26 protein-coding genes are annotated in these 24323 nt (G+C 48.5%); 16 read left to right on the top strand and 10 right to left on the bottom strand.

The window, feature by feature from the left end:
* Positions 1-8 precede the first annotated feature (8 nt).
* Together glcF and ACOGW3_RS04155 are read left to right on the top strand one after the other, a co-directional pair.
* Positions 9-1325 (top strand): glycolate oxidase subunit GlcF, encoded by a 1317-nt coding sequence (glcF, locus tag ACOGW3_RS04160; protein ID WP_419901817.1) that lies wholly within the window; start codon positions 9-11, stop codon positions 1323-1325.
* Positions 1326-1405: 80 nt separating this feature from the next.
* Complete coding sequence (locus ACOGW3_RS04155) at positions 1406-2104, top strand: glutamine amidotransferase-related protein (protein WP_419901816.1); 699 nt, start codon at positions 1406-1408, stop codon at positions 2102-2104.
* A 138-nt stretch (positions 2105-2242) separates the two neighbouring features.
* On the opposite strand, the gene ACOGW3_RS04150 is transcribed toward ACOGW3_RS04155, so the two are convergent.
* Complete coding sequence (locus ACOGW3_RS04150) at positions 2243-3475, bottom strand: ISL3 family transposase (RefSeq protein ID WP_419901815.1); 1233 nt, start codon at positions 3473-3475, stop codon at positions 2243-2245.
* On the opposite strand from ACOGW3_RS04150, the gene ACOGW3_RS04145 reads away from it, so the two are divergent.
* The 3 genes from ACOGW3_RS04145 (at position 3462) to ACOGW3_RS04135 (ending at position 4919) form a co-directional block, all read left to right on the top strand.
* The gene (locus tag ACOGW3_RS04145) at positions 3462-3617 is read left to right on the top strand and encodes a hypothetical protein (RefSeq protein ID WP_419901814.1); all 156 of its coding nucleotides are present in this window, start codon (positions 3462-3464) and stop codon (positions 3615-3617) included. The two genes, ACOGW3_RS04150 and ACOGW3_RS04145, sit on opposite strands and share 14 nt — an antisense overlap.
* Positions 3618-3723: 106 nt before the next feature.
* Positions 3724-3915 (top strand): hypothetical protein, encoded by a 192-nt coding sequence (locus ACOGW3_RS04140; RefSeq protein WP_419901813.1) that lies wholly within the window; start codon positions 3724-3726, stop codon positions 3913-3915.
* Positions 3916-3992: 77 nt separating this feature from the next.
* Positions 3993-4919 carry a DMT family transporter gene (locus tag ACOGW3_RS04135; RefSeq protein WP_419901812.1) on the top strand — a complete coding sequence of 309 codons (927 nt, stop codon included), beginning with the start codon at positions 3993-3995 and terminating at the stop codon, positions 4917-4919.
* A 22-nt stretch (positions 4920-4941) separates the two neighbouring features.
* Here ACOGW3_RS04135 and ACOGW3_RS04130 read toward each other — a convergent pair whose 3' ends face one another.
* Positions 4942-5886, bottom strand: a complete 945-nt coding sequence (locus ACOGW3_RS04130; protein ID WP_419901811.1) for an AraC family transcriptional regulator — start codon at positions 5884-5886, stop codon at positions 4942-4944.
* Positions 5887-6083: 197 nt separating this feature from the next.
* Here ACOGW3_RS04130 and ACOGW3_RS04125 point away from each other — a divergent pair, with 197 nt between their 5' ends.
* From ACOGW3_RS04125 to ACOGW3_RS04105, 5 genes are all read left to right on the top strand, one after another.
* A complete protein-coding gene (locus tag ACOGW3_RS04125; protein ID WP_419901810.1) occupies positions 6084-6626 on the top strand; it encodes a DUF4142 domain-containing protein in 543 nt (180 codons plus the stop codon).
* 3 nt (positions 6627-6629) lie between these two features.
* The gene (locus tag ACOGW3_RS04120; RefSeq protein ID WP_419901809.1) at positions 6630-7007 is read left to right on the top strand and encodes a plastocyanin/azurin family copper-binding protein; all 378 of its coding nucleotides are present in this window, start codon (positions 6630-6632) and stop codon (positions 7005-7007) included.
* 83 nt (positions 7008-7090) lie between these two features.
* Positions 7091-7672: a TetR/AcrR family transcriptional regulator gene (locus ACOGW3_RS04115; protein ID WP_419901808.1), complete on the top strand. Its 582-nt coding sequence runs from the start codon at positions 7091-7093 to the stop codon at positions 7670-7672.
* 81 nt (positions 7673-7753) lie between these two features.
* Positions 7754-8599: an SAM-dependent methyltransferase gene (locus ACOGW3_RS04110; protein ID WP_419901807.1), complete on the top strand. Its 846-nt coding sequence runs from the start codon at positions 7754-7756 to the stop codon at positions 8597-8599.
* Between the two features lie 23 nt (positions 8600-8622).
* Complete coding sequence (locus ACOGW3_RS04105) at positions 8623-9252, top strand: glutathione S-transferase family protein (protein ID WP_419901806.1); 630 nt, start codon at positions 8623-8625, stop codon at positions 9250-9252.
* 68 nt (positions 9253-9320) lie between these two features.
* Here ACOGW3_RS04105 and ACOGW3_RS04100 read toward each other — a convergent pair whose 3' ends face one another.
* The 4 genes from ACOGW3_RS04100 to ACOGW3_RS04085 all read right to left on the bottom strand — a co-directional run bounded on the left by ACOGW3_RS04100 (position 9321) and on the right by ACOGW3_RS04085 (position 11986).
* On the bottom strand, positions 9321-9752 hold the full coding sequence (locus ACOGW3_RS04100; protein ID WP_419901805.1) for a hypothetical protein: 432 nt from the start codon (positions 9750-9752) through the stop codon (positions 9321-9323).
* Positions 9753-9835: 83 nt separating this feature from the next.
* On the bottom strand, positions 9836-10222 hold the full coding sequence (locus tag ACOGW3_RS04095; RefSeq protein ID WP_419901804.1) for a VOC family protein: 387 nt from the start codon (positions 10220-10222) through the stop codon (positions 9836-9838).
* Between the two features lie 95 nt (positions 10223-10317).
* Positions 10318-11568 carry an RNA polymerase sigma factor gene (locus ACOGW3_RS04090; RefSeq protein WP_419901803.1) on the bottom strand — a complete coding sequence of 417 codons (1251 nt, stop codon included), beginning with the start codon at positions 11566-11568 and terminating at the stop codon, positions 10318-10320.
* Between the two features lie 22 nt (positions 11569-11590).
* The gene (locus ACOGW3_RS04085) at positions 11591-11986 is read right to left on the bottom strand and encodes a YciI family protein (RefSeq protein WP_419901802.1); all 396 of its coding nucleotides are present in this window, start codon (positions 11984-11986) and stop codon (positions 11591-11593) included.
* A gap of 286 nt (positions 11987-12272) precedes the next feature.
* Here ACOGW3_RS04085 and rarD point away from each other — a divergent pair, with 286 nt between their 5' ends.
* Entirely contained in the window at positions 12273-13172 is a 900-nt protein-coding gene (rarD, locus tag ACOGW3_RS04080) for an EamA family transporter RarD (protein WP_419901801.1), read from the top strand.
* Between the two features lie 45 nt (positions 13173-13217).
* Here the strand turns inward: rarD and ACOGW3_RS04075 are convergent, their stop codons facing one another.
* Positions 13218-14504, bottom strand: coding sequence for a glycerate kinase type-2 family protein (locus ACOGW3_RS04075; RefSeq protein ID WP_419901800.1), 1287 nt, complete (start codon positions 14502-14504; stop codon positions 13218-13220).
* Positions 14505-14699: 195 nt separating this feature from the next.
* Here ACOGW3_RS04075 and ACOGW3_RS04070 point away from each other — a divergent pair, with 195 nt between their 5' ends.
* Positions 14700-15560, top strand: coding sequence for an N-formylglutamate amidohydrolase (locus tag ACOGW3_RS04070; RefSeq protein ID WP_419901799.1), 861 nt, complete (start codon positions 14700-14702; stop codon positions 15558-15560).
* Between the two features lie 75 nt (positions 15561-15635).
* On the opposite strand, the gene ACOGW3_RS04065 is transcribed toward ACOGW3_RS04070, so the two are convergent.
* Positions 15636-17027: a methyl-accepting chemotaxis protein gene (locus tag ACOGW3_RS04065; RefSeq protein WP_419901798.1), complete on the bottom strand. Its 1392-nt coding sequence runs from the start codon at positions 17025-17027 to the stop codon at positions 15636-15638.
* Here ACOGW3_RS04065 and ACOGW3_RS04060 point away from each other — a divergent pair.
* A complete protein-coding gene (locus ACOGW3_RS04060) occupies positions 17014-18246 on the top strand; it encodes an ISL3 family transposase (RefSeq protein WP_419901797.1) in 1233 nt (410 codons plus the stop codon). The two genes, ACOGW3_RS04065 and ACOGW3_RS04060, sit on opposite strands and share 14 nt — an antisense overlap.
* 6 nt (positions 18247-18252) lie before the next feature.
* On the opposite strand, the gene ACOGW3_RS04055 is transcribed toward ACOGW3_RS04060, so the two are convergent.
* On the bottom strand, positions 18253-18387 hold the full coding sequence (locus ACOGW3_RS04055) for a hypothetical protein (protein ID WP_419901796.1): 135 nt from the start codon (positions 18385-18387) through the stop codon (positions 18253-18255).
* On the opposite strand from ACOGW3_RS04055, the gene ACOGW3_RS04050 reads away from it, so the two are divergent.
* The 3 genes from ACOGW3_RS04050 to ACOGW3_RS04040 all read left to right on the top strand — a co-directional run bounded on the left by ACOGW3_RS04050 (position 18374) and on the right by ACOGW3_RS04040 (position 20493).
* On the top strand, positions 18374-19606 hold the full coding sequence (locus tag ACOGW3_RS04050; protein WP_419901077.1) for an ISL3 family transposase: 1233 nt from the start codon (positions 18374-18376) through the stop codon (positions 19604-19606). The two genes, ACOGW3_RS04055 and ACOGW3_RS04050, sit on opposite strands and share 14 nt — an antisense overlap.
* A gap of 88 nt (positions 19607-19694) precedes the next feature.
* Positions 19695-19994 (top strand): DUF1244 domain-containing protein, encoded by a 300-nt coding sequence (locus tag ACOGW3_RS04045; protein WP_419901795.1) that lies wholly within the window; start codon positions 19695-19697, stop codon positions 19992-19994.
* 148 nt (positions 19995-20142) lie between these two features.
* Positions 20143-20493, top strand: coding sequence for a DUF2312 domain-containing protein (locus ACOGW3_RS04040; protein ID WP_419901794.1), 351 nt, complete (start codon positions 20143-20145; stop codon positions 20491-20493).
* Positions 20494-20572: 79 nt separating this feature from the next.
* On the opposite strand, the gene ACOGW3_RS04035 is transcribed toward ACOGW3_RS04040, so the two are convergent.
* Positions 20573-24073 carry an acyl-[ACP]--phospholipid O-acyltransferase gene (locus ACOGW3_RS04035; protein WP_419901793.1) on the bottom strand — a complete coding sequence of 1167 codons (3501 nt, stop codon included), beginning with the start codon at positions 24071-24073 and terminating at the stop codon, positions 20573-20575.
* Between the last annotated feature and the right edge of the window lie 250 nt (positions 24074-24323).

The raw sequence follows: 24323 nt of genomic DNA, 5'->3' as shown, positions 1-24323 counted from the left end.
AGCGGGTCATGCAAACCAACTTTTCACTCGCCCAACTCGCCGATCCCAATATTGCAGAGGCCGAAGATATCCTGCGCAAGTGCGTGCATTGCGGATTTTGTACCGCGACCTGCCCAACCTATGTCCTGCTTGGGGATGAGCTGGATAGCCCGCGCGGACGGATCTATCTGATCAAGGGCATGCTTGAGGGTGATGAAGACGCCACCGAGCAAGTCAGCAAACACCTCGACCGTTGTCTGTCGTGTCTGTCCTGTATGACGACCTGCCCGTCCGGGGTGAACTATATGCATCTGGTTGATCACGCCAGAACCCACGTCGAAGAAACTTATCAGCGCCCGTTGTTTGAGCGGTCCCTGCGTAATTTGCTCAGCTTTGTCATTCCACGTCCGTTCTGGTTTCGCGCTGCCTTAAACATGGCTTCTTTGTCGGCCCCTGTTATGCGCAGGTTTTTAAAGGGACGGTTACGGGCGCTTATTGATCTCGCGCCAAAAACCATGCCTGCGGCGAGTGTCGTCGATCAACCACAAACTTTTGCCGCTCAGGGTACCAAACGGGGGCGTGTCGCCCTTCTTTCGGGCTGTGCGCAAACCGTTCTTGCGCCCTCTATCAACGAGGCGACGGTGCGGCTGCTCACGCGTCTTGGTATCGAGGTTGTGATTGCAAAGGGTGTAGGCTGTTGTGGCTCTTTGGTTCATCACATGGGCAAGGAACACGCCGCGGACCAACAGGTGAAAGCGGCAATCACGGGTTGGAGCGCTGAAATCGAAGGCGAGGGGCTGGATGCCATTATCACCAATGCCTCTGGCTGTGGCACAACAGTAAAAGACTATGGTTTTATGTTACGCAATGATCCCGCGTGGGCAGATAAGGCCGTAAAGGTCTCTGGCCTTGCCCGTGATATAACTGAGTACCTCACAGAAATCGGCGGTTTGGAGATTGATCAGGCTGGGCCTATTGATCAGTCGCGAAGTGACCCAGCGCAAATTGTAGCCTACCACGCACCCTGTTCCATCCAACATGGTCAGAAGATAACCAAGGAACCGAAGATGCTGCTACAAAATGCAGGCTTTGAGGTCCGGGACGTGCCCGAGGGGCATCTCTGCTGTGGTTCTGCGGGAACCTATAATATCATGCAGCCCGAACTGGCTGGAAAACTCCGGGATCGTAAGATCAAGAATATCCAGTCCCTGTCTCCGGATATCATCGCGACCGGAAATATCGGCTGTCAGTGCCAGATCTCTGGCGGAACCGATATCCCGGTGGTTCATAATGTCGAGCTTCTGGATTGGGCAACGGGTGGGCCAAAGCCTGAGGGCCTTAATTAGGGACTTAACTAGGTCTGGACCCTAAGGGGCTATAGCCTCTATATGTGATGTATGTAGATGGTTCTCTGGGGAAGTAGCGAATGAAAGAAATCATTGTCATAGAGCATCACACCTCGCCCGAGCTGGACCGCGGGCAGCAGCATCTGGTTGAGCGCGGATTTTCTCTTCGCACAGTTTCTCCTTACCTGGGTGAGAGGTTGCCTGAACTCACCGAGAACACTGCGGGCGTTATGATCCTGGGCGGCGCACAGTATGTAACCCAAACCGACGAAGAGCCCTATCTTCAAGATGAAATGGCGTTCGTGAGGGAGGTCATGACACGGAATATCCCCTTGTTGGGGGTTTGCCTTGGCGCCCAACTCATTGCCTGTCATCTGGGGGCAAAAGTGGGCCCGCACTCGGATAATAAGCTGGCCTTTGGATATCATGAAGTTTTGCCAACGGAGGAAGGACAAAGCTTTCTGCCTGTTGGCCTGCATGTCCTGGCTGGAAATCGTCAGGGCTTTGAGTTGCCTGCGGGGGCGACACGCTTGGCCTCGGGGCCTCTCTTTCCCAATCAGGCTTTTCGGGTTGGGAAAACCACCTATGCCATACAGTCCCATCCGGAGGTCACGCGATCTATACTGGATCAATGGCAAGAGCTTATGGCTGCAAACATTGGTGAGCCCGGTACCCACACGAAGGCGCAACAGGATGCGGACTTTGAGAAATACAGTGGTGCTGCTTTTGAGTGGTATATCCAATTCTTAGACCGCTTATTTGGTCGTGATTTGATTTAGCTTATCTACCCACCCTAATCTCTGGGTCGCGGCATCGTTCATGTAGGCTTGGGGTCAGGACCCCCTGGATACACTTCTCTCTTGGCTTCTTGTATAAAAGCTAACTGAAATGGCACTTCTCCGCTTTGTTGAGTAGATTTAGGATTTCAAATAGAGCATAGATTGATTATCTGGAATGGATGATTGTCTAATTTTGAGTTTGAAGTATTCGGTATCCTTGATGCCTCTGGCTCGCTTACGGATCATTCCTATACTGACATTACCAGCCTCTATCCTGGCGCTTGTGAGCTTGTGTTTGGCGTAGTTGCAGATGCCCACACAATGTTTCCGTAGGGATTTCGCGAACTTTTTTAGATAGAGCATCTGTGACTGATCTGCTATCAGGCACCAACGTTCCAGTTGCTCCGCCATCGCCTCAAATGAAGCGGCACTCCACAGCAGCTGAAGCTGTTCTTTCAAGACGTAAAGTGCATTCAGGTTGCTATTGCTCTCCAGCAACCTTTGCAGCTTGTCACTTTGTTTTTCACTCAACTTATCCGCATTTTTGAGCAACAGATAATGTGTCCCTTTCATCAACTCTTTACCACTTGGATCGGCCTTTCTGAACTCAAGTCGACGCTGATTATGGATAGCTTTGCTGTAGTTTTTCATGACGTGGAAACGGTCAAATACTATGTCGGCCAACGGCAAGGACTCTCTGACAGCCTTTTGGTAGGCAGGCCCCATATCCATCGCTACGGCCTTTATTTTGCAGGCTGTATCTGGTTGCAGTTGTTTCAAAAACCTTGAAAAAACCTCGGCAGTTCGGCCTGCTTCAACCCAGATCAGATGACCGCCAACCATATCGTAGACCACCGTCATGTAGTCATGACCTTTCGCCCGGGCAACTTCATCTACACTAATATATTCCAAGCCAGTTAGCTCTGCAGGATCAAGCGTAGGGAGAGTTTCAATAAGGTATGCCCTGTCGATATTCTTGACCGTTTCCCATCGTATATCCAAATGTCTGGAAACCGCTTGAATAGACATATGCCGACATAATCCACTGATCAGTCGGCAAAATCGGTGAGTGAAACGGCACCCTTTATCAACAAAATCACACCCCTCAATGCGGCGTTCGCCCTTGTTAATATAAACCTGCGCCAGCTCAATCTCGACCACACAAGGATACCCAAAAAGGGGGATGTCGTTTACTTGTCGGCGGACATGCTGGTTGATGCTTCCCTTCTGGCCTGTAGCAGGGTCTATAGCCCTCCTACGCGCGTCTCGGCTGCAGTGAATGACAATCTTAACACCGCCGTCATCCAGTTTAATTTCATTTACACGTTGCCCTTTGAGGCCTAAAATATGCTGCGAGATGTTGATTGTCATATACCTGCTCTATGTAAAGTTATCAGAAACCATACATATCAACAGGTTACTTGGCGGTCGGCATCTTTTTCTACTCAACAAAGCGGAGAAGAGCCGTCTTCGTTCTCTCCGATACAGTAATGCCGGGGGCCTCTGGGGGTGACGATAGTCGTCCCGACAAGCTATCGCACTATAACAGTTTCGATGCCGGGGCAGCCTGGGCACAGCTAGCGCTTCAGACCACGGCCCTTGGATACCAGGCCCATGGCATGGCTGGGGTTCACTTCGATCAGTTGCGTGAAAGTCTTGCCATACCAGAGCGTTATAAAATCGAGATCGCGGTTGCGATTGGCAAACGCGCGGACCCCAAGGTACTGCCGGAAGAGCTTCAAGAACGTGAAACCCCCAGCCAAAGGCTCGCCATTGAAGAGATCGCCTTCACCGGAGAGTTTCCGAAATAACAGTTGTTACAGCTGAATTTAATAAATCTGGCGTGTTTAAGAAACCAAGCGCCAAGAAGAGTAGAGGTTGAACGATAATGTCGTTATCAAGTGAAAATACCGCGAGAGGCTCTGGATCGGGCCTGTTCCAAAGTTCGGCCTTCTTACTTCTTTTGACCGGGACACTGATCGGTTTCAACTTTCCGCTCGGCAAAATTGCGGGGGATGCGGGTGTATCCCCCATGCTGTGGGCACTGTTGGTTTCGCTTGGGGCGTCGGTCATGCTCTTGCCGGTGCTGTTGGCCAAAGGGCAGTTGTCTTTACCGAGAGGGCGCATGCTGCGCTACGTCGTTATCTCGGGGTTGATTTCATTTGTATTTCCCAATCTGCTGCTGTTTAGCGTTATTCCCCACGCCGGATCTGGGTATACCGGGCTGATGTTTGCCCTCTCCCCCGTCTTTACCCTGACCCTGGCAGTGTTGTTTCGGCTTAAAACCCCAAGCCTGCTTGGCATCGCGGGAATTGCCACGGGGTTGATCGGGGCCACTGTTGTGAGCATCACCCGCGGATCTGCGCCTGAAGCCCCTGATTTGATTTGGATTGTCGCCGCCATCCTGATCCCAGTGGCACTGGCCTGTGGCAACATCTACCGAACCATAGACTGGCCTGAGGGCGCTCAGCCTAACGTTCTCGCTTTTTGGAGCCATGCGTTTTCCGTGGTGGTCTTTATTGCTCTGTTATTGATCACGAACGGATCGCTGCCGATCAACGAACTGGTTTTTGCCCCTTCTGCGGCCCTGACCCAGGTGATCATCGCAGGGCTGACCTTCCCGGTGTTCTTTAAGCTGCAGCAAAAAGGCGGTCCGGTACTTTTGAGCCAGATCGGCTACGTCGCCGCCGCCGTCGGCCTGATCGCTGCGACAGTTCTTTTGGGCGAGACCTATAGCCTGATGACCTGGATCGGTGCCGCTGTGATCGCCTGCGGCATCGCCATCACAGTTGCGGCTCAGATTAGGGAACGGTGAGGAGGGAGTTTCCTCTACTGCTTTACCCCGCCATCTGTACCGATCGCCTGTAAGTTGCCGGGGCTTTGAGGTGGTGTTTTTTGAACACGCGGCTGAAGGCGGCTTCGGATTGGTAGCCGACCATTTCGGCAATTTCGATGATCGATGTATCCGAGGTGGCCAGTTCCTGTCGGGCGATTTGCATGCGCCAGTGGGTAATGTATCCAAGCGGCGGCATAGTGACGTATTCAGAAAAGCGCGACACAAAGGAAGTCCGAGACATCCCTGCGATTTGGGCGAGGCCTTCAAGGGCCCAGGGGTGGCCGGGCTCTTTGTGGATTTCGGTTAAGGCTCGGGCGATACCTGGGTCGGCAAAACCCGCCAGTACCGGGGCGTCTTTGCCTTCATTTTCCAGATAAGTTCTAAGAGCTTGCGCGAAGATAATCTCGGACAATTTCATTGCGATCAAATCGCTGCCCATCTGTTCCCGACCTGCCTCATTTCCAATAATCTTGAGTGTGTTTTCCATCCAGGCTCCGGAAGCCGCGCCATAATTTTTGATATGAATGTGCGAGGGCAGGGCGTCGATCAGCAGATGTTGGGCATCCCGCCCAAAAGCAAAGTGACCACAGATGAGTTGAGTTTCATGATGGGTACCAAACTCGCCGTAAACTAGTGCACCTGTACCCGAGAAGCCAGACTCTTCTACCACTGTATCAAGGTGTGTTGCTGGGGTCTCTGTGCTGGGATCACAAAAAAGGGTGTGTGCTGCACCGCGCATAATAATCACAAGGTCGCCCTGTTCTAAAAATACCGGCGGTTTGTCGGGCTCGATACGCACGAGGCAACGGCCCTGATGTGCAAAGTGAAAGCGGGCCACGTTCTCAAAAGAGGGTACGCGGATGCTCCAGGGAGAGGTAAAGGAGGTTCTGAAATAAAGCGTCCCCGCCATTTGCATGCGTGAGAGTATGTCGCTGAGTAAGTCCATTTTATGTCCATTTGGTTGCTTAAGGGAACTATACCGCAAGTTTTACGGTGGGGATACATTCTGGACGATTGATCAAGAATGGTGAACTCGGGGTCATTCATCATTCTAAAGATATCGCGTTCAATGGGTTCATTGGCAGGGTGGCCCAAGATATTTAGGCCAGATCTGCATTACTGAATTCATGAAGGGTATCGATTATGAAAATCAAAACATCACTATTGGCTCTCGGCCTCTCTGCTTTAATTTTTCAAGGACCAGCACAAGCTGATTCCTCTGCGGCATCCCCTGAAGAGCTCAATGATCTTGAGATTGCGCACGTGGCCTATACGGCGGATAACATTGATATCAGGTACGCGCACCTTGCTTTGGGGATTTCAACAAACCCGGAAATCCAGGAATTCGCCAAGACCATGATTAGGGATCACAACGCGGTTAATGAGCAGGCACTGGCTCTGCTTGCAAAATTAAAAGCGCAACCTCAGGACAATTTCCTGAGCAAAACTCTGGTCGCCAATTCAGAGAAACTGGTTGATCAGATGAGTAAACTTCGCGGTGCGGAATTCGATAAGTTTTATGCCGAGAACGAATTGGCCTATCACAAGGCTGTTAATGGTTTGGTAGAAAACGCCTTTATTCCAAACATCGAAAACGCTGAAGTGAAAAGCCTCTTCAAAGCGGGGCTTGAAATTTTCAAAGCACACGAAGGTCATGCTGCCATGATGGTTAAAAAGGTCCAATAGATCATGCGATTAACAAGACGATACGTCTTGGGTCGGGCCGCGGCAGCTTGTGCTGTTGCGGCTATTGGCCCCGCCCTTATCAGTAAAGCTGCCCGCGCAGGTTCTCAAGCTCAAGCTCCTGTTGAACACCACGTGGAGATCTCGGGGTTTAACTTTGCACCAGATAAACTGGTGGTCAGATATGGAGATACCATCACCTGGACCAACCGGGATATTGCACCGCACACGGCAACAGCTGATGATAAGAGCTGGGACACAGGGACAATCAGCAAAGGCGATAAAAAGAGCTTGATGGTTACGGAGGGGATGTCTTTGACCTATTACTGTCGGTTCCACCCTATGATGAAGGCTGGTTTAGCGGTCGCTGTGAGCAACGGTTAGTTAAAATTTCTCGTGATTACCTTGATTGTCGTTTCATAGTTCCTATATTAGATCGAATGATCTTGAATTGATGGGTTGCTGTTATGGCGCGTGTTCGCGAGTTTGATGAAGTCGAGGTACTGGAGAGGGCGATGCGTCTTTTCTGGAAAAAAGGCTACGCAGAAACATCTGTTCGAGATCTCGTAGACTATACAGGTGTTGCTCATGCAGGGCTTTACACGGCTTTTGGTGGTAAGCGCGAACTCTATCAAGCGTCTTTGAAACATTACAGTCTGACCTATGGAAATTTGCTTTTTGGGCCGATGGAAAAGCCTGATGCCTGTCGGGCGCAAGTGGAAGAATTTTTCTATTTTATTCTCCGGGCGGTGAAAGCCGAGAAGTTTCAAAATGGCTGTATGATGTGCAATACAGCTGTGGAATTTGGCAACGATGAACAAGATGTTCTTTCCGTCGCCAGTGCTAATGTTGAACGCATGACAGCGGCTTTACAAAATGCGCTCAAACGTGCACTTGCGAACGGCGAAGTGAGAGGTGATCTCGACCCCGTGGCAACGGCAAGTTTTTTTGGCAGTGTATTCTATGGCATTGCCGTTCTTTCCCGATCTAAAGCTGATCCCGAGCGGATTGAAGACACTATCGATATGGCGCTGGCTACCCTGGATTAGCTCTGAAAAAGAGCACTACAGGTGGTTGGCGTATTTTTTTAACAATAAAAGATCAATTGATCTTGAATGGAGTATTGAAGCATGCCTGAACTTAACCAAGTTAGCGAAAATGATCATTACGAGCTCAAGGGATTACTGGGAAGGATCGACGATGGACTGGGGAAAATTGGCACATCCAGAGATCGGGTCACCTTGGATCAACTTGCCCAGGTGGATGAATTTCATTTTCGAGGTCTTGCGGCAACCAAGGAACTTATTGAGCAGTTACAAGTTGGGCCAGGTGATCATGTTCTTGACGCAGGTTCTGGCCTCGGTGGTCCGGCTAGACAGTTGGCGGCCTCGACTGGGTGCCGGGTAACGGGCGTAGATCTCAGCACAGAATACTGTCAAACGGGCCGAGAATTAAACAAATGGGTAGGCCTTCAAAACCAAGTGAGCCTGGATCACGGCGATGTCACCGATTTGTCTAGATATGACGATGGTAGCTTTGATGGTGCCTGGACCATTCACGTGGGCATGAGCGTGGAAAACAAAGCGAAATTTTATGCGGAAGTCTTCCGGGTTCTAAAACCTGGAGCACCGTTCCTGATCTATGACGTGGTGGCAAAGTCAGAGCAACAGCCCCTTCATTTCCCAATGCCCTGGGCTCGCAATGAGGACACAAGTTTTGTCGTCACTGTTGAAAACTTACTTGAGGAATTAACTGACGCGGGGTTTGATCTCGGCACAACCACGGACCTTTCGGCCCAAGGCGCTGCATTCGTGGACCAGTTTATCTCACGATTGCAACAAGCAGGTACTCCGCCCCCTCTGGGTCTTAACCTCGTTCTTGGTCCGATAATGAAAGAGATCGTTCCCAATATGAAGCGTAACTTTGCTGAAGGTCGGATTGGATTGATATCTCAAACCTGTACCAAGCCAGCCTAACCCAGAAAACGGAACCAAATAAAATGAACACAAGTGTTAAACCTCTTCTTTATTTTGCCGCGGGAACGAGGTCTTCCCGCCCGTGCTGGTTGCTGGAAGAATGTGGTGTGTCTTATGACTTGGAAAAAGTCGCGCTTAGAAAAGGCGAGCACAAAAGGGGGGCATATCTGGCTATGAACCCCTTGGGTAAAGTACCGGCCCTGAAAGAAGGTGATAACGTTATTACCGAGACCTTGGGGATTTGTCTTCATATTGCGGATCGTCATGGCGCAAATCGCTTGGCTCCAGAGATTGATGATCCCAACCGCGCAGCCTATTACAGGTGGATGGCTTTTTCGGTGGGTTCTCTGGAAGCGTCTTTGTTGGAGGAAGTCAGGCGGCAAGGTGCAGAAGAAACAGGCAGTGATTTCATGCCAATGTCACGCCAACTCTCTTCGTTTGAAAGTGTAGCAACGTTGATTGAGGGTACCCTTTCAACTTCAGGCTATTTACTGGGGAGTGAATTTTCTGCGGCAGATGTTTTGAATGGTTCCGGAATGTTTTGGGCGAGAGGTCTTGGTTTGCTGGAGGGCTTTGAGCACATTCAAAGGTGGCTAGACAAATTAGAGGCTCGCCCCGCATATAATCGAATGTTGGAGATCAGTCAGGGTTAATTATGGTGCCAGTTCTATAGCTATAATCGGCCTGATTCTGGTTGGATAACCTGTATCAGGCCGATACTTCAATTTTGCACTTCAGTCGAGGTTGATTGCCTTGGCCTTACCCGGGAATGAATAAGGCCGAGAACAATGCCAAAGAGGGTGAACTGAAGCAGGCTGGCAAGGCTTTCAGTCATGATCCAGGCAGGGATGGAAGGGACTTGGTATTTCGCTGGTGAGGCCAGAGAAATATAAGAGGCTAGAAACAATCCGAACCCCAAAGAGACGATTAAACCAAGCCTAACCGTTGCCTGTTGTGGGGCCAAGAGATGGAGCCATGTCGTCATGATCGTTCCCTGGATGAGCATGGCAAGAAATCCTAAGGAGAAAATAGGATCGGGCCGCAAGAAACCCATTTGTTGGTAGTGTTCGCTGTTGATAACCATGTGAGATGTGCCCTGGACCGCAAAGGTAATGATCACGAAAGCCAAGACGGAGAGCAGGTGCTTATTCAAGATAAATCTCCTAATTGAAAGCCGCCAGACCAGAACCTATAAAAAGAACTGTTATCTGGCGGTCTAAAAATGTTTCTGAAAGCTCAGCCCTGCATACTTTCATAAGTGATCATGGCAATACGGGCGCCTTGTGGATCTATCATGGTGGTAATTCGGCCGACACCCGGAATGTCTAGAGGGCCACTTAGTATATTGGCCCCTGCGGCACGGGCTTTGTCTGTTGCGCCATCTACGTCTTCAACGGTTATGTAAATAGTCCAGGCTGCAACGTCTGCGGGTTCGGGAGAAAAGCCGCCGATTGGGCCTTCGCCGACCATGATCCCCGGAACGCTGGAGCCATCTTTCATTGGCAGGTCGGCCATTTGCCAGTTCATAACATCGGCGTAAAACTTAATGGCGTCTTCTTTCTTTGGCCCAGCATAGCCAATCCATCCTGCGTTGCCTACGGTGGTCATGCTCAAATTAGACATCTTGTATTACTCCTTGGTTGATTAGGCCTGCTCATTGCAGATACCCCAAGGACGCGCGCGTTGGGCTAAACCCGACAAGAGATCAGGTTTTATTTTCACAACTTGTCATTACACTGGGCAATTTTTGTCAATAAGACCTGTTTCTCTGGCTCTGTAGGGCCGAGTTCTAAGGCATTCTGATAAGCCTTCATTGCCTTCACGTATTGCCCCGTATCCATGAGGAATGCACCGAGGACAGAATGGTACCATCGATAATCCGCAAGCTCATCTGCGAGAGGCTCTAACATCTCTATGCCCGCTTTGGGGCCATGTACTTTTGCATGGGAGACGGCATGGTTCAGGCGAACCACAGGTGTTGGTTCATAGTGATAGAGTATGGCGTAGAGGCGTTCGATCTCTGCCCAATCGGTTTCTTTTGAGGATGTCGCTGTGGAATGAACTGCTGCAATGGCGGCCTGAATTTGAAATGACCCAGGCGTATGGTGACGCAAGGCTTTGTCGAGGAGGATACGCGCTTCTGAAATGAGAGTTTGGCTCCAGAGGCTTCGATCTTGCTCATCCAAAACAATGAGCTCTCCTTGTTTGCCAATTCGTGCTTTGTGTCTGGCGTGCTGGAACAAGAACAAAGCGAGCAGGCCCATTAACTCTGTTTGTGCGGGAAAGAGATTGAGCAAAAGGCGCGTGAGGTAAATTGCTTCTTCACACAAAGAAATCTTGATTTGAAGCTCGCTAGAGCTTGCCGACCACCCTTCGTTAAAGAGGAGATAGACCATCAAGGATACGGTTTTGAGACGTTCACCTCGTTGAACAATGTCTGGTGCCTCAAAAGGAATGTCAGCTTGACCTATGGTCCTTTTCGCTCGGGTAATGCGTTGTTCCATGGTCTTAGGCTTAATGAGAAATGCACGGGCAATCTCTTCGACAGACAGGCCTATGACAATTCGGAGCGCTAGTGCAGATTGATCTTGCAAGGTTAGCTTTGGATGGGCGCAAACAAAGAGCAGGCGGAGGATGTCATCACGCAGTTCGTCTTGATCGATAGTCTCTCCCTGGTCAGTTTGTTCCTGGTTTTCTATGTGTAAAGATGAAGAGATTTCCTGTTGGTAGTTATCCGCATTTTTTTGTTTGCGTAGAATGTCGCGCCCGGCATTTCGCCCAACGGCTAGAAGCCAGGCAAGGGGATCATCAGGCAGGCCTTTATCAGGCCAGGATTTCATCGCCCTGATGCAGGCCTGAGAGAAAACTTCTTCGGCCAAATCAAGATCACGGAAGTAACGCGTTAACGCGGCGATCGCCTTGGGGCGAATTTCTGAAAACCTTGCATCTAGCCAGGGGTGATCGCTCATTGAGACTTAGCCAATATATTGGTCAATTTGGGGCTGCTCCAACGGGGTTCATGTCGGAAAGTGTCCCGCCTGACCACATGACAGGTCGAATTTCTATGCTGTGATAAGGCGAGGAAATGCGTTCAGCCGTGGCAATGGCTTCTTCAAGAGTGTCATGTTCAACCAGATAAAAGCCAACGAACTGTTCTTTGGTTTCTGCAAAGGGTCCGTCAACCACCAACGGTTTTTGTTTGGGATCAGTTTGGCCCTTGATGGTTACGGCATTGCTTACTGGCATTAGTCGGGCAGTTGCAAAATCACCTTTCTCTTTCAAATCAGCTTGAAGAGCACGATGTTGATCGAGCGTTATTTCTTGTTCGTCAGGCGATAGCCGATCATGAATTCCTTCGGCCGAATAAATCAAAAATGAATAAAGCATGCTGTCTCCGTAAAAGTCGAGAGTTTGGCCTAAATGTTCGTTGGTATCTTTGTGGTTATAACAAGGACGTATGATACAGACCAAATCCGACAGAGCTATATAAGTTTAAACCGTATTTATTATGTCCCCCTGTTTCGGAGGGAGACTTTACGCAAGAACAGCTTTGATACAGCAGCCTAATTCGGTTTGGCATATTTTATAAAATAATTTGATTTGATGAATTTTCCATCTAGCTAATGTGAAAAACGAGGAGTAGGCTGACGAAAATCTTCTAGGAATCTATGTGATGACACGCGACAGCTTACAGGGCTTCTTTTTTGCCCTGGCCGCCTACTTTTGGTGGGGACTTACACCGCTCTATTTTAGAGAGATAGCTGCGGCACAACCCATTGAGGTCATGAGTCACCGTGTCGTTTGGTCGGTTGTTTTGCTTGCCGTCCTGCTGTTGGCCCGAAAGAGATGGTCGGAGGTTCAAGAAACCTTTCGCAATCCACGAATTTGGGGTTGGCTTCTGGTCAGTGCATTACTGGTCGCCGTTAACTGGCTGATTTTTATATGGGCGATTGCAAACGGCAAACTGGTCGAGGCCAGTCTTGGTTATTACATAAATCCCTTGGTTAATGTTCTTCTTGGTGTCGCGGTATTGGGCGAGCGTCTGAAAGCTATACAGGCCATTGCCGTTGCCCTTGCCACACTGGCTGTGGGCTATCTTACCTATGTCGGTGGGGAGTTCCCGTGGATTGCCTTAACGCTTGGATTTACGTTTGGGTTTTATGGGTTAATCCGAAAGCGCCTTCCTGTCGGAGCACAGGTTGGTTTGTTTGCTGAGACCGCTATGGTCGCACCGATTGCTATCGGTTTTTTGGTATGGGGCGAAATGAAGGGCGAGAATGTCTTTTTATCCATGGGATGGGATTTTGATCTCCTGCTTATGCTTGCAGGTGTTGTAACAACTGTCCCCTTGGTCTGCTTTGCTGCGGCTGCAAGAAGGCTTAATTATTCTACGCTCGGAATTATTCAGTATGTGGGACCAACGGTTAACCTATTGCTGGCGGTATTTCTGTTTGGTGAGGCCTTTACCCACGTACACGGGATATCGTTCGGGGTTATTTGGTTCGCGGTTGCGCTCTACAGCGGGCAGTCTCTCTTGGATATGAAACGCGCAAAAAAACAGGTTGCCCTTTAGGCAACCTGTTTGACTTGAATTCGTACTCGCTAAAATGAATGGTTTTTAGCTTTTCGGTAGGACGAGGATTGCCCGGAAGTCATTGACGTTGGTTCGTGTTGGCCCCGTGGTAATAAGATCGCCGATGGCTTCAAAGAAGCCATAGCCGTCATTATTGGCCAAGCGAGCCTTGGCACTGGTTCTAATTTTTTCAGCTCGGGCGAGGGTGTCAGGGCCAAGTATCGCACCAGCATTATCTTCACTGCCATCAATACCATCTGTATCACAGGCCAGCGCATAGATATCTGCGGCGCCGTCCAATTCAACGGCCAGAGCGAGCAAGAACTCGGCGTTACGTCCTCCACGACCATTCCCCCGAACGGTGACCGTCGTTTCTCCACCCGAAAGTAGGACACAGGGGACTTGAGCGGGTTGGCCGTAGTTTGCGACCTGTCGAGCGATACCAGCCATAACCTTGGCGACTTCTCTGGCTTCGCCTTCGATGGAATCTCCCAAAATAACAGGCGTGATGCCTTTTCCTTCAGCAACTTTAGCCGCAGCAACCAATGAGTCCTGAGGGCGGGAAATCATGTGCATTGAGCAATTGTCAAAGCAGGGGTTACCGGGCTTAGGAGTATCCGTTGCATCGTTGTTCAAATATTGAGCAACCGCTGGAGAAGGTGTGATGTCATATTTTTCCAAGATCGCACGGGTATCGGCGAAAGTGGATGGGTCGGGCACTGTTGGGCCAGAGGCAATAACATCGGGATCGTCACCGGGAACATCAGAAATCAGTAAGCTGACAACCTGTGCCGGAGCGGCCGCCGCAGCGAGCTGGCCGCCTTTGATGGCAGACAGGTGTTTGCGCACCGTGTTCATTTCGATGATATTTGCACCGGATTTAAGCAGCGCCTTGTTGATGGTTTGCTTGTCTTCCAAGGTTACGCCTTCGGCAGGCAAGGCCAACAGAGAAGATCCCCCCCCTGAAATCAGGCATAGAACCAAATCATCAGGAGTTAAGCCCTGAACCTTTTCGTAGATACGCCTTGCCGCTTCACGGCCAGCAGCATCAGGGACCGGGTGAGAAGCTTCGACAACTTCTATCCGTTCACATTTCTCGCCCTCTGGCATGTCGTGCTCATAACGGGTGACGACAAGTCCATCCAATGGGGCATCCCAATTGTCTTCCACCGCTTTTGCCATTGCAGCAGCAGCCTTACCGGCGCCAATGACGATTGTGCGACCCTTGGGTTGGGGGGGCAGAAAACCTGGAACAGCCAAGCGAGGGTCCGCGGCATCCAATCCCGCTTTGAAGAGGTCACGTAGGAAACTATTAGGATCAATACTGCTCATCTTCAGGGCCTTCGCATTAGTGGTGGCATGAATGGTGACTGTCACTAATTGCCTTTATGGAAACTAAGTGTGGCCTTCGTCAAGCCCAGGCTAATAAAATTGTTGTTCTTTGCCGTTGTAACGAAAGATCTGGTCGGTTTTAACCTTTGATGATAGAAACTTTGCAGGAGCTGAGGCCAATAAGCTTCTGTGGAGTTGGAATTCAACTGGCAGAACCTATATATCTCTAAGCGACCCTCAAAAACGAAACAATGCCTTGGGAAAGAAATGGATATCCAGATTCTGGCTTCGGATGAACCAAGCCCGGTACACATTATCAACGAAAATTCACAGAACTCATTCCTGTTTCTCTGCGATCACGCAACGTCGTTTATTCCGCGTTCACGTAATAACCTTGGAGTAGATGATCACCATCTGGAGCGACATGTCGCATACGATATTGGGATTAAGGCAGTAACCGAGATTGTTGCCAATCATTTCAAGTCGAGAGCAATTTTTAGTAATTTCTCCCGATTACTCGTTGATCCGAACCGCAAACTGGATAACCCGGGCTTGATGCCTGAAATCAGCGATGGCTGTCACGTTCCTGCAAATATGAATATGACACCTGAAGAGCGCGAGGCTCGGCTGAAGACTTTCTATTGGCCTTACCAAAATAAGATTAGCTCTACGATTGACGACATGGTCAAAACGGGTGAGGTGCCGATTATTATTTCCATGCACAGTATGACTCATGAGATGGATGGAGAACCCAGACCATGGCCAGTCTGCGTCCTGTGGAACTATGACCCACGTATTCCTTTGCCTTTGATTGAAAGTTTCAAAAATCGCGGTTTTGAGTGTGGAGATAACGTGCCCTACACCGGACGAGATGGGCATGGCGGAACAATGGATTTACAAGTCAATCCTCGTGGTTTGCCAAACGCTTTGATTGAGGTCCGGCAGGATCTAATTTCAAGTGCTGAAGGAATAGCAGAATGGGCTGCAAACTTAATTGAGGCATTTGAAGACGTGCTGCACTGTCCTACTCTGAAGGAAATCCGTCACTACGCATAACAAATAATTGTTTTTGGAAAAAAATCCCTGATGCCTTGTTAAGCCCCGGGGATTTTTTAGGTTCGTGTTAAAAAATTACGCGGCTCTAATCCCAGCAATGAAGGCTTCCACGCTTTTACGCATCTCTTCAGCTTGCTGCGTTAGCTCAGTTGAAGAGTTGAGAACCTGCTCAGAAGACTTACCGGTTTGGATTGACGCATCACTGACATTTTGCATGTTTGATGTAACCTCGGAAGTCCCGGTGGAGGCCTCTTGTACATTGCGGGAGATCTCTTGAGTTGCGGAGCCTTGCTCATCAATTGCCGAAGAGATTGATGACGAAATATTATTCATTGAATCTATTGTTTGACCAATAGCTTCAATAGCCGTCACAGCCTCTCTGGTAATATCCTGCATTTCGTTAACTTGGCCGCTAATATCGTCTGTTGCCTTTGCTGTTTGGTTAGCAAGATTTTTCACTTCACTGGCAACCACGGCAAAGCCCTTACCAGCTTCCCCAGCCCGAGCTGCCTCAATCGTCGCGTTCAGCGCAAGAAGGTTGGTCTGTTCTGCAATATCAGAAATAAGACCGACTACTTCGCCAATTCGATTTGATGCTTCTTCCAACCCTTTGATGGTTTTAATGTTTTCATCAGCCTTGGATGCTGCATCGCCAGCGATTTTGTTGGATTCATCAACCTGTCTGTTGATCTCACTGATAGAACAACTGAGTTCTTCAGCTGCTGAAGCAACGGTTTGAACGTTAACAGAAGCTTCTTCGGCTGCAGCTGCGACCGTATTGGCAAGTTGAGCTGTTTCCTGAGCAACGGAGGACATTTCGTTTGAAGTGGTTTTCATCTGTGAAGAAGCGCTACCAACATGAGACATAATATCGCTGCTATCGTGCTCAAACTTCTCAACGAGTTCCTCAATGTGAGCCGTACGCTCTTCACGAGATTCGACCATTTCCATTTCTTTGGCAGACATTTGCTCTTGTTTAATGGCGTTCTCTTTGAAGACATGTAGAGCGGCCGTCATGTCGCCAATTTCATCTTGGCGTTCCACTGGTCTAATAACTGTTTCCAAGTTGCCTTCTGATAAGGAAAGCATTGCTCTGCGTAAATGACCAAGGTTGGAAATAATACGCTTTCTAATGGTCCAGAATGTAACACCGGAAACAATAGCAATGAGTACCAGGGTTGTTAAAGCAATAGAGGCGTAAAAATCAGACCAGCTTTCTGCCTCGGTAATTGCAGATACAGTCCGTTTTTCCAGTGCGGCAAAGAACTTATCAACGGGAACCATGATCTCGGCCTTATAGGTGTGATACTGCTTAGAGTGCAAAAGATCGCGGGCCAGTTTGGGGTCAGGTTCTTTTTGGCTCTTCTCCGCTTTGTTGAGTAGAAAAAGATGCCGACCGCCAAGTAACCTGTTGATATGTATGGTTTCTGATAACTTTACATAGAGCAGGTATATGACAATCAACATCTCGCAGCATATTTTAGGCCTCAAAGGGCAACGTGTAAATGAAATTAAACTGGATGACGGCGGTGTTAAGATTGTCATTCACTGCAGCCGAGACGCGCGTAGGAGGGCTATAGACCCTGCTACAGGCCAGAAGGGAAGCATCAACCAGCATGTCCGCCGACAAGTAAACGACATCCCCCTTTTTGGGTATCCTTGTGTGGTCGAGATTGAGCTGGCGCAGGTTTATATTAACAAGGGCGAACGCCGCATTGAGGGGTGTGATTTTGTTGATAAAGGGTGCCGTTTCACTCACCGATTTTGCCGACTGATCAGTGGATTATGTCGGCATATGTCTATTCAAGCGGTTTCCAGACATTTGGATATACGATGGGAAACGGTCAAGAATATCGACAGGGCATACCTTATTGAAACTCTCCCTACGCTTGATCCTGCAGATCTAACTGGCTTGGAATATATTGGTGTAGATGAAGTTGCCCGGGCGAAAGGTCATGACTACATGACGGTGGTCTACGATATGGTTGGCGGTCATCTGATCTGGGTTGAAGCAGGCCGAACTGCCGAGGTTTTTTCAAGGTTTTTGAAACAACTGCAACCAGATACAGCCTGCAAAATAAAGGCCGTAGCGATGGATATGGGGCCTGCCTACCAAAAGGCTGTCAGAGAGTCCTTGCCGTTGGCCGACATAGTATTTGACCGTTTCCACGTCATGAAAAACTACAGCAAAGCTATCCATAATCAGCGTCGACTTGAGTTCAGAAAGGCCGATCCAAGTGGTAAAGAGTTGATGAAAGGGACGCATTATCTGTTGCTCAAAAATGCGGATAAGTTGAGTGAAAAACAAAGTGACAAGCTGCAAAGGTTGCTGGAGAGCAATAGCAACCTGAATGCACTTTACGTCTTGAAAGAACAGCTTCAGCTGCTGTGGAGTGCCGCTTCATTTGAGGCGATGGCGGAGCAACTGGAACGTTGGTGCCTGATAGCAGATCAGTCACAGATGCTCTATCTAAAAAAGTTCGCGAAATCCCTACGGAAACATTGTGTGGGCATCTGCAACTACGCCAAACACAAGCTCACAAGCGCCAGGATAGAGGCTGGTAATGTCAGTATAGGAATGATCCGTAAGCGAGCCAGAGGCATCAAGGATACCGAATACTTCAAACTCAAAATTAGACAATCATCCATTCCAGATAATCAATCTATGCTCTATTTGAAATCCTAAATCTACTCAACAAAGCGGAGAAGTGCCATATTGGCTCTTCTCCGCTTTGTTGAGTAGAAAAAGATGCCGACCGCCAAGTAACCTGTTGATATGTATGGTTTCTGATAACTTTACATAGAGCAGGTATATGACAATCAACATCTCGCAGCATATTTTAGGCCTCAAAGGGCAACGTGTAAATGAAATTAAACTGGATGACGGCGGTGTTAAGATTGTCATTCACTGCAGCCGAGACGCGCGTAGGAGGGCTATAGACCCTGCTACAGGCCAGAAGGGAAGCATCAACCAGCATGTCCGCCGACAAGTAAACGACATCCCCCTTTTTGGGTATCCTTGTGTGGTCGAGATTGAGCTGGCGCAGGTTTATATTAACAAGGGCGAACGCCGCATTGAGGGGTGTGATTTTGTTGATAAAGGGTGCCGTTTCACTCACCGATTTTGCCGACTGATCAGTGGATTATGTCGGCATATGTCTATTCAAGCGGTTTCCAGACATTTGGATATACGATGGGAAACGGTCAAGAATATCGACAGGGCATACCTTATTGAAACTCTCCCTACGCTTGATCCTGCAGAGCTAACTGGCTTGGAATATATTGGTGTAGATGAAGTTGCCCGGGCGAAAGGTCATGACTACATGACGGTGGTCTACGATATGGTTGGCGGTCATCTGATCTGGGTTGAAGCAGGCCGAACTGCCGAGGTTTTTTCAAGGTTTTTGAAACAACTGCAACCAGATACAGCCTGCAAAATAAAGGCCGTAGCGATGGATATGGGGCCTGCCTACCAAAAGGCTGTCAGAGAGTCCTTGCCGTTGGCCGACATAGTATTTGACCGTTTCCACGTCATGAAAAACTACAGCAAAGCTATCCATAATCAGCGTCGACTTGAGTTCAGAAAGGCCGATCCAAGTGGTAAAGAGTTGATGAAAGGGACACATTATCTGTTGCTCAAAAATGCGGATAAGTTGAGTGAAAAACAAAGTGACAAGCTGCAAAGGTTGCTGGAGAGCAATAGCAACCTGAATGCACTTTACGTCTTGAAAGAACAGCTTCAGCTGCTGTGGAGTGCCGCTTCATTTGAGGCGATGGCGGAGCAACTGGAACGTTGGTGCCTGATAGCAGATCAGTCACAGATGCTCTATCTAAAAAAGTTCGCGAAATCCCTACGGAAACATTGTGTGGGCATCTGCAACTACGCCAAACACAAGCTCACAAGCGCCAGGATAGAGGCTGGTAATGTCAGTATAGGAATGATCCGTAAGCGAGCCAGAGGCATCAAGGATACCGAATACTTCAAACTCAAAATTAGACAATCATCCATTCCAGATAATCAATCTATGCTCTATTTGAAATCCTAAATCTACTCAACAAAGCGGAGAAGTGCCACAATATTTTGTCTGAATCCAAACACAGACACTGTTTAAAGAATGGGAGATGGGAAATACAATGGATAAACAAACAAAATTAGAACTGGAAGCTGCGGCCTTTAGGCGTCTGGTTGGGCATTTGCGCGAACGTTCTGATGTACAGAATATCGACATGATGAATCTTGCAGGTTTTTGCAGAAACTGTTTGTCTAAATGGTATATGGCCGAAGCTGAGAAAAAGGGTGAAGCCATGGATTACGGTCAAGCCCGTGAGATCGTCTATGGGATGCCGTATGGTGAATGGAAATCCAAGCATCAAACAGAAGCAACTGCCGAGCAACAAGCTGCATTCGAAAAGAGCAAACCAGTTCATGACTGATGCTTGAGGCAATTGGGAAATATTCCTAATTGTGATTTATTTGGAAAATGAGACGGAGTCTTTTGTTCTGGCATTGCCAAACGAGACGACGAGCGTTAATTTCCGCATCAGATTGATTTATACCTGACAGCATAAAAGGGCCTAGAGCATGGATGATTTCGACGCAGGCTATGAAGAAACACCTTCTGAAGAAACAGTTTCTCACGACTCTCTCGATGAAGAGATGGAGTCTCCGAAACTTGCTCCTATTCCCGGTGGTGAGATCAACGGTGTAACTGCTGATCGTCTCCGTGGCTTTATTGAGCGGGTCGAACGTTTGGAAGAAGAGAAAAAAGCGATCGCTGACGATATTAAGGAAATTTACTCAGAGGCGAAATCGCTTGGTTTTGATACCAAAATTATGCGCAAGATTGTTTCTCTCCGTAAGATTGAGCAGCAAGAACGCCTTGAGCAAGAAGAACTGATTGATGTTTATAAACATGCGCTTGGCATGATTTAAGCCTTTCAAATATTCTACTAAAAAAAGCCCTCCGGTTGGAGGGCTTTTTTTGTTGTCTGAATTCAATGTGGGAACAGAGTTAACCGGTCGCAGCTTCGGGTTCTGGAACTAGAAGTTGCTGCAAAGATTGATAATCCGTTTTCCCGGTTCCAAGAACGGGGAGGTTGCCTAGAATTTCAATCTCCCGCGGGATCATAAGCTCGGTAACTCCCGCTTCTTTGGCGTAGCTCAGAAGTTCTGGTCTTGCTGCTGTCGGGCAGTCCGTGGCGAGGATCAACTGTTCGCCTTTTTTTGCATCAGGACGGGCAATCACGGCGTGTTGGAACCCGGGCCAGGTTTTCCCGGCGAGATCTTCTGCTGCGGTCAGGGAGACCATCTCCCCTGCGATTTTGGCGAAGCGTTTTGCGCGGCCCTGAATAGAAATAAAACCATCTATATCAAGCACAACAATATCGCCGGTATCATACCAACCGTCTTCAGGTGGCTGCAGTTGTCCCGGAGCATTGGCGAGAAGATAGCCTTTCATAATGTTGGGGCCTTTCACAAAAAGCCTGCCCCCTGTTGGAATACCGGGAACGGGTTCCAGCCTGCTTTCTATCCCGGGTAAGAAACGACCCACAGTACCTGCCTTATATTGCAAGGGGGTATTGGTGGAGAGAACAGGTGAGGTTTCCGTCGCCCCATAGCCTTCAAGAATACGAAGCCCAAACTTCTCAGACCATGTTTTACGGGTACTATCTTTGACCTTTTCAGCACCGGCAAAAATATGGCGAACAGAATAAAAATCATACGGGTGTGCCACGCGGGCATAGCCGTTCAAGAAGGTATCTGTTCCAAAAACAATTGTGGCATTGGTGTCGTATACCAGAGCCGGAACAATCCTGTAATGCAGAGGAGAAGGGTAGAGGAAGGTTTTGATACCAGAGAGGACCGGTAACAACAGTCCGCCTGTCATACCGAAAGAATGGAAGATCGGCAACGCGTTGAAGACGGTATCTGTAGAGTTGAAATCAACAACGGCAGAGAGTTGGTTTCTGTTTGAAAGCAAGTTTTGATGGCTTAGCATCACACCCTTGGGAACACCTTCTGAACCCGAAGTGAACAGCACGACAGCTCCATCGTCGATATCGGGAGCTTCTTGATTGTGAACCGACCGGGCAAAATAGCTTTTGATTACGCCAGCAAGTTTGTTACCGAGAGAAATCTCTTTCTTAATATCCTCGAGATAAATCAGTTTACACTCTTTGCTTAAGGCATCAGCCAGGTCATCAAGACGACCGACCTCAATAAATTTTCGCGACGTGATAATGGTTTTGATCTCTGCAGTATCACAACAAGACAACAGATTTTTCTCACCCATCGTAAAGTTGAGCATTGCTGCAACTCGGCCTTTGGATTGAAGGGCAAAAAATGTAACAGCTGCGGCTGAGGAATTCGGGAGGAGCACCCCAACGACTTCTTGTCTTTTCGTGAAGTTTGCAAACTTACTGGCGAGAACAAAACTTCCGGTGACCAGCTTGTCATAATCAAGAGGGGAGCGCTCGATATCTTCGACCACATGGCTGGATCCACCATGAATGTCTCTTGCGTCCAGGAGGTTCTTGAAAAGGCCTCCTTCTGCGGGGCAAGAAGCGAGGGCTGTTTCACTCATCAGATCGTGTAGTCCCACACTGATGGCGGCACGGCGCTCACGCCCCCTCACATCTTCATGGAGGCGAAGCTTTTTCGGAGGGTGGATGGTGATGATTACTTTCGGGAACCAACGTTGACGCACTTTTCCTTTTAATCTGGAAAAGCGGCTGTATTGAGCACCTTCGATGTTAACGGGCAGTAAGGGAGCATCGGCATGATCTGCGATCATCCCTGGGCCCTCAAATATTTTCATCATGCCACCGGTAACGGTGATCCTGCCCTCGGGGAAGATGACGCAGCGTTTACCCGACTTCACAACGCCGATCATGGTTTTTGTCGCCATGGGGTTGGTCGGATCAATCGGATAAAAATCGACGACTGAGAGGAAGGGTTTAACCCACCACTTTTGCGCCATGAAAGTATCGATAGCAAACGTTGGGCGACCAGGAAGGAAAGCTGCGAGTAATATGCCATCGAGGAAAGACACATGGTTGATAACAATAACGGATTTGGGGCCGAGATCTTCAAGGTTTTCCTCGCCCCTGACCTCTACCCGGAAGCAAATTTTGAAGAGCAGCCGGAAGAATAATTTTGTTGGGAGCTCGGGGAGTAACTTACATACGTAGAGAGCAACAAGTAGATTGAGAATGCCTATTGTCAGGAATACGTCGGGGATAGAGAGACCCAATTTGAGCATTCCAATTGTACCAACTGCAGAAACAACCATGAAAAAGGCGTTTACAATATTATTGCTGGCAACATTTCTGGCCCGATGGCTCTCGCTACTCTCGCTTTGTAATATCGCGTAGAGCGGAACGATATAGAGGCCCCCGCTTATGGAAATTAAAAACAGGTCTATCAAGACGCGGACATTATCCGGGTTGGCAAAGAAACCTGTCAGGCTGATAAGTGTCGTGCTTGTTATGTTTATCGAGCTGCTGGCTGCATAAAGATCAAAGGTAAACAGAGAAAGTCCCAAAGCGCCAAATGGGACGTATCGCGCGGAAACCTCGCCTTTTAAGAGTTTGTTGCAAAGCAGAGAACCAATAGCAATGCCGATAGAAAATACCGTTAAAAAGAGGGTGACTATTTGCTCGTTACCGCCAATGACGTCTTTGGCGAAAGTTGGGAATTGAGCAAGGAATGTTGCCCCGAATAACCAAAACCAGGAAATGCCAAGGATGGATAGGAAGACAGCGCGGTTTCCTGCGCTGTGTTTGACGAGATTATAGGTCTCAGCAATGATATTTGGATTAAGTTTTAAAGTTGAATCGGCTGCTTCTGCTCTTGGAATAAAGTAACTGGTTATCACGCCAACGATGGCCAAAACGATCACCATGGTTGATATGAAATAAATCCCGCCATCCAATAATATGACAAGGCCGCCGATGATGGTACCGATCAGGATTGCAAGGAAAGTTCCCGCTTCGATCAACCCATTGGCACCGATCAACTCGTCTTTCTCCATATGATCCGGGAGAATACTGTATTTAAGGGGGCCAAAGAAGGTGGACTGTGTGCCCATCATAAAGAGAACCACCATCAGGTAGTTCGGCGAATGGGTTATAAAGCCATAGGCCGCCAATGCCATGATAATAATTTCATAATATTTTATAATTCGAATAAGCCGCGATTTTTCAAATTTGTCGGCCATTTGCCCGGCAAGGGCTGAGAATAAAAAGAAAGGGAGGATGAATAAACCAGCCGCTAAAGTCACCATAATTTGTGGCGGGAGAGCCGAACTATCAGCCAGACGGTAGGTAATCAAAACCACCAAGGCATTTTTGAAGACGTTATCGTTTAGAGCGCCAAGGGCCTGTGTCAGGAAAAGAGGAAGGAACCTTTTGGACTTCATGAGGTGAAGAAGATTCTTATTCTCTGAAGGTTCGTTCTCTATAGGTTCATTATTTGGAACCTCGTTCTCAATAGACCCATTCTCAATAGACATGGATACTCCACTTGGCTGGTTATGTTTATTATCAGTTGCGGCATAGTGCCTAATAGTTGCGTAGTTAGAAATAGTTTTCGCGTAGAATTATCAATTCAGGGATACTTTCCCGATAGTTAAGGCCTCCTTTCACAAGTAAACAAATTGGGAAAAATAAACCGAATTTGGGTGTTTAACGTCGTAAATTGAAATGTTTTACAAAGTTATACTTTTCATGGCTTTCCAAGAGCTGGAATGAGGTGGAAGGTGT

Origin of the sequence: Kiloniella sp., from assembly GCF_965205715.1 — a bacterium.
In the GTDB taxonomy this organism is placed as follows: Bacteria; Pseudomonadota; Alphaproteobacteria; order Kiloniellales; family Kiloniellaceae; genus Kiloniella.
This window is presented reverse-complemented; position numbering and strand designations above follow the sequence as displayed.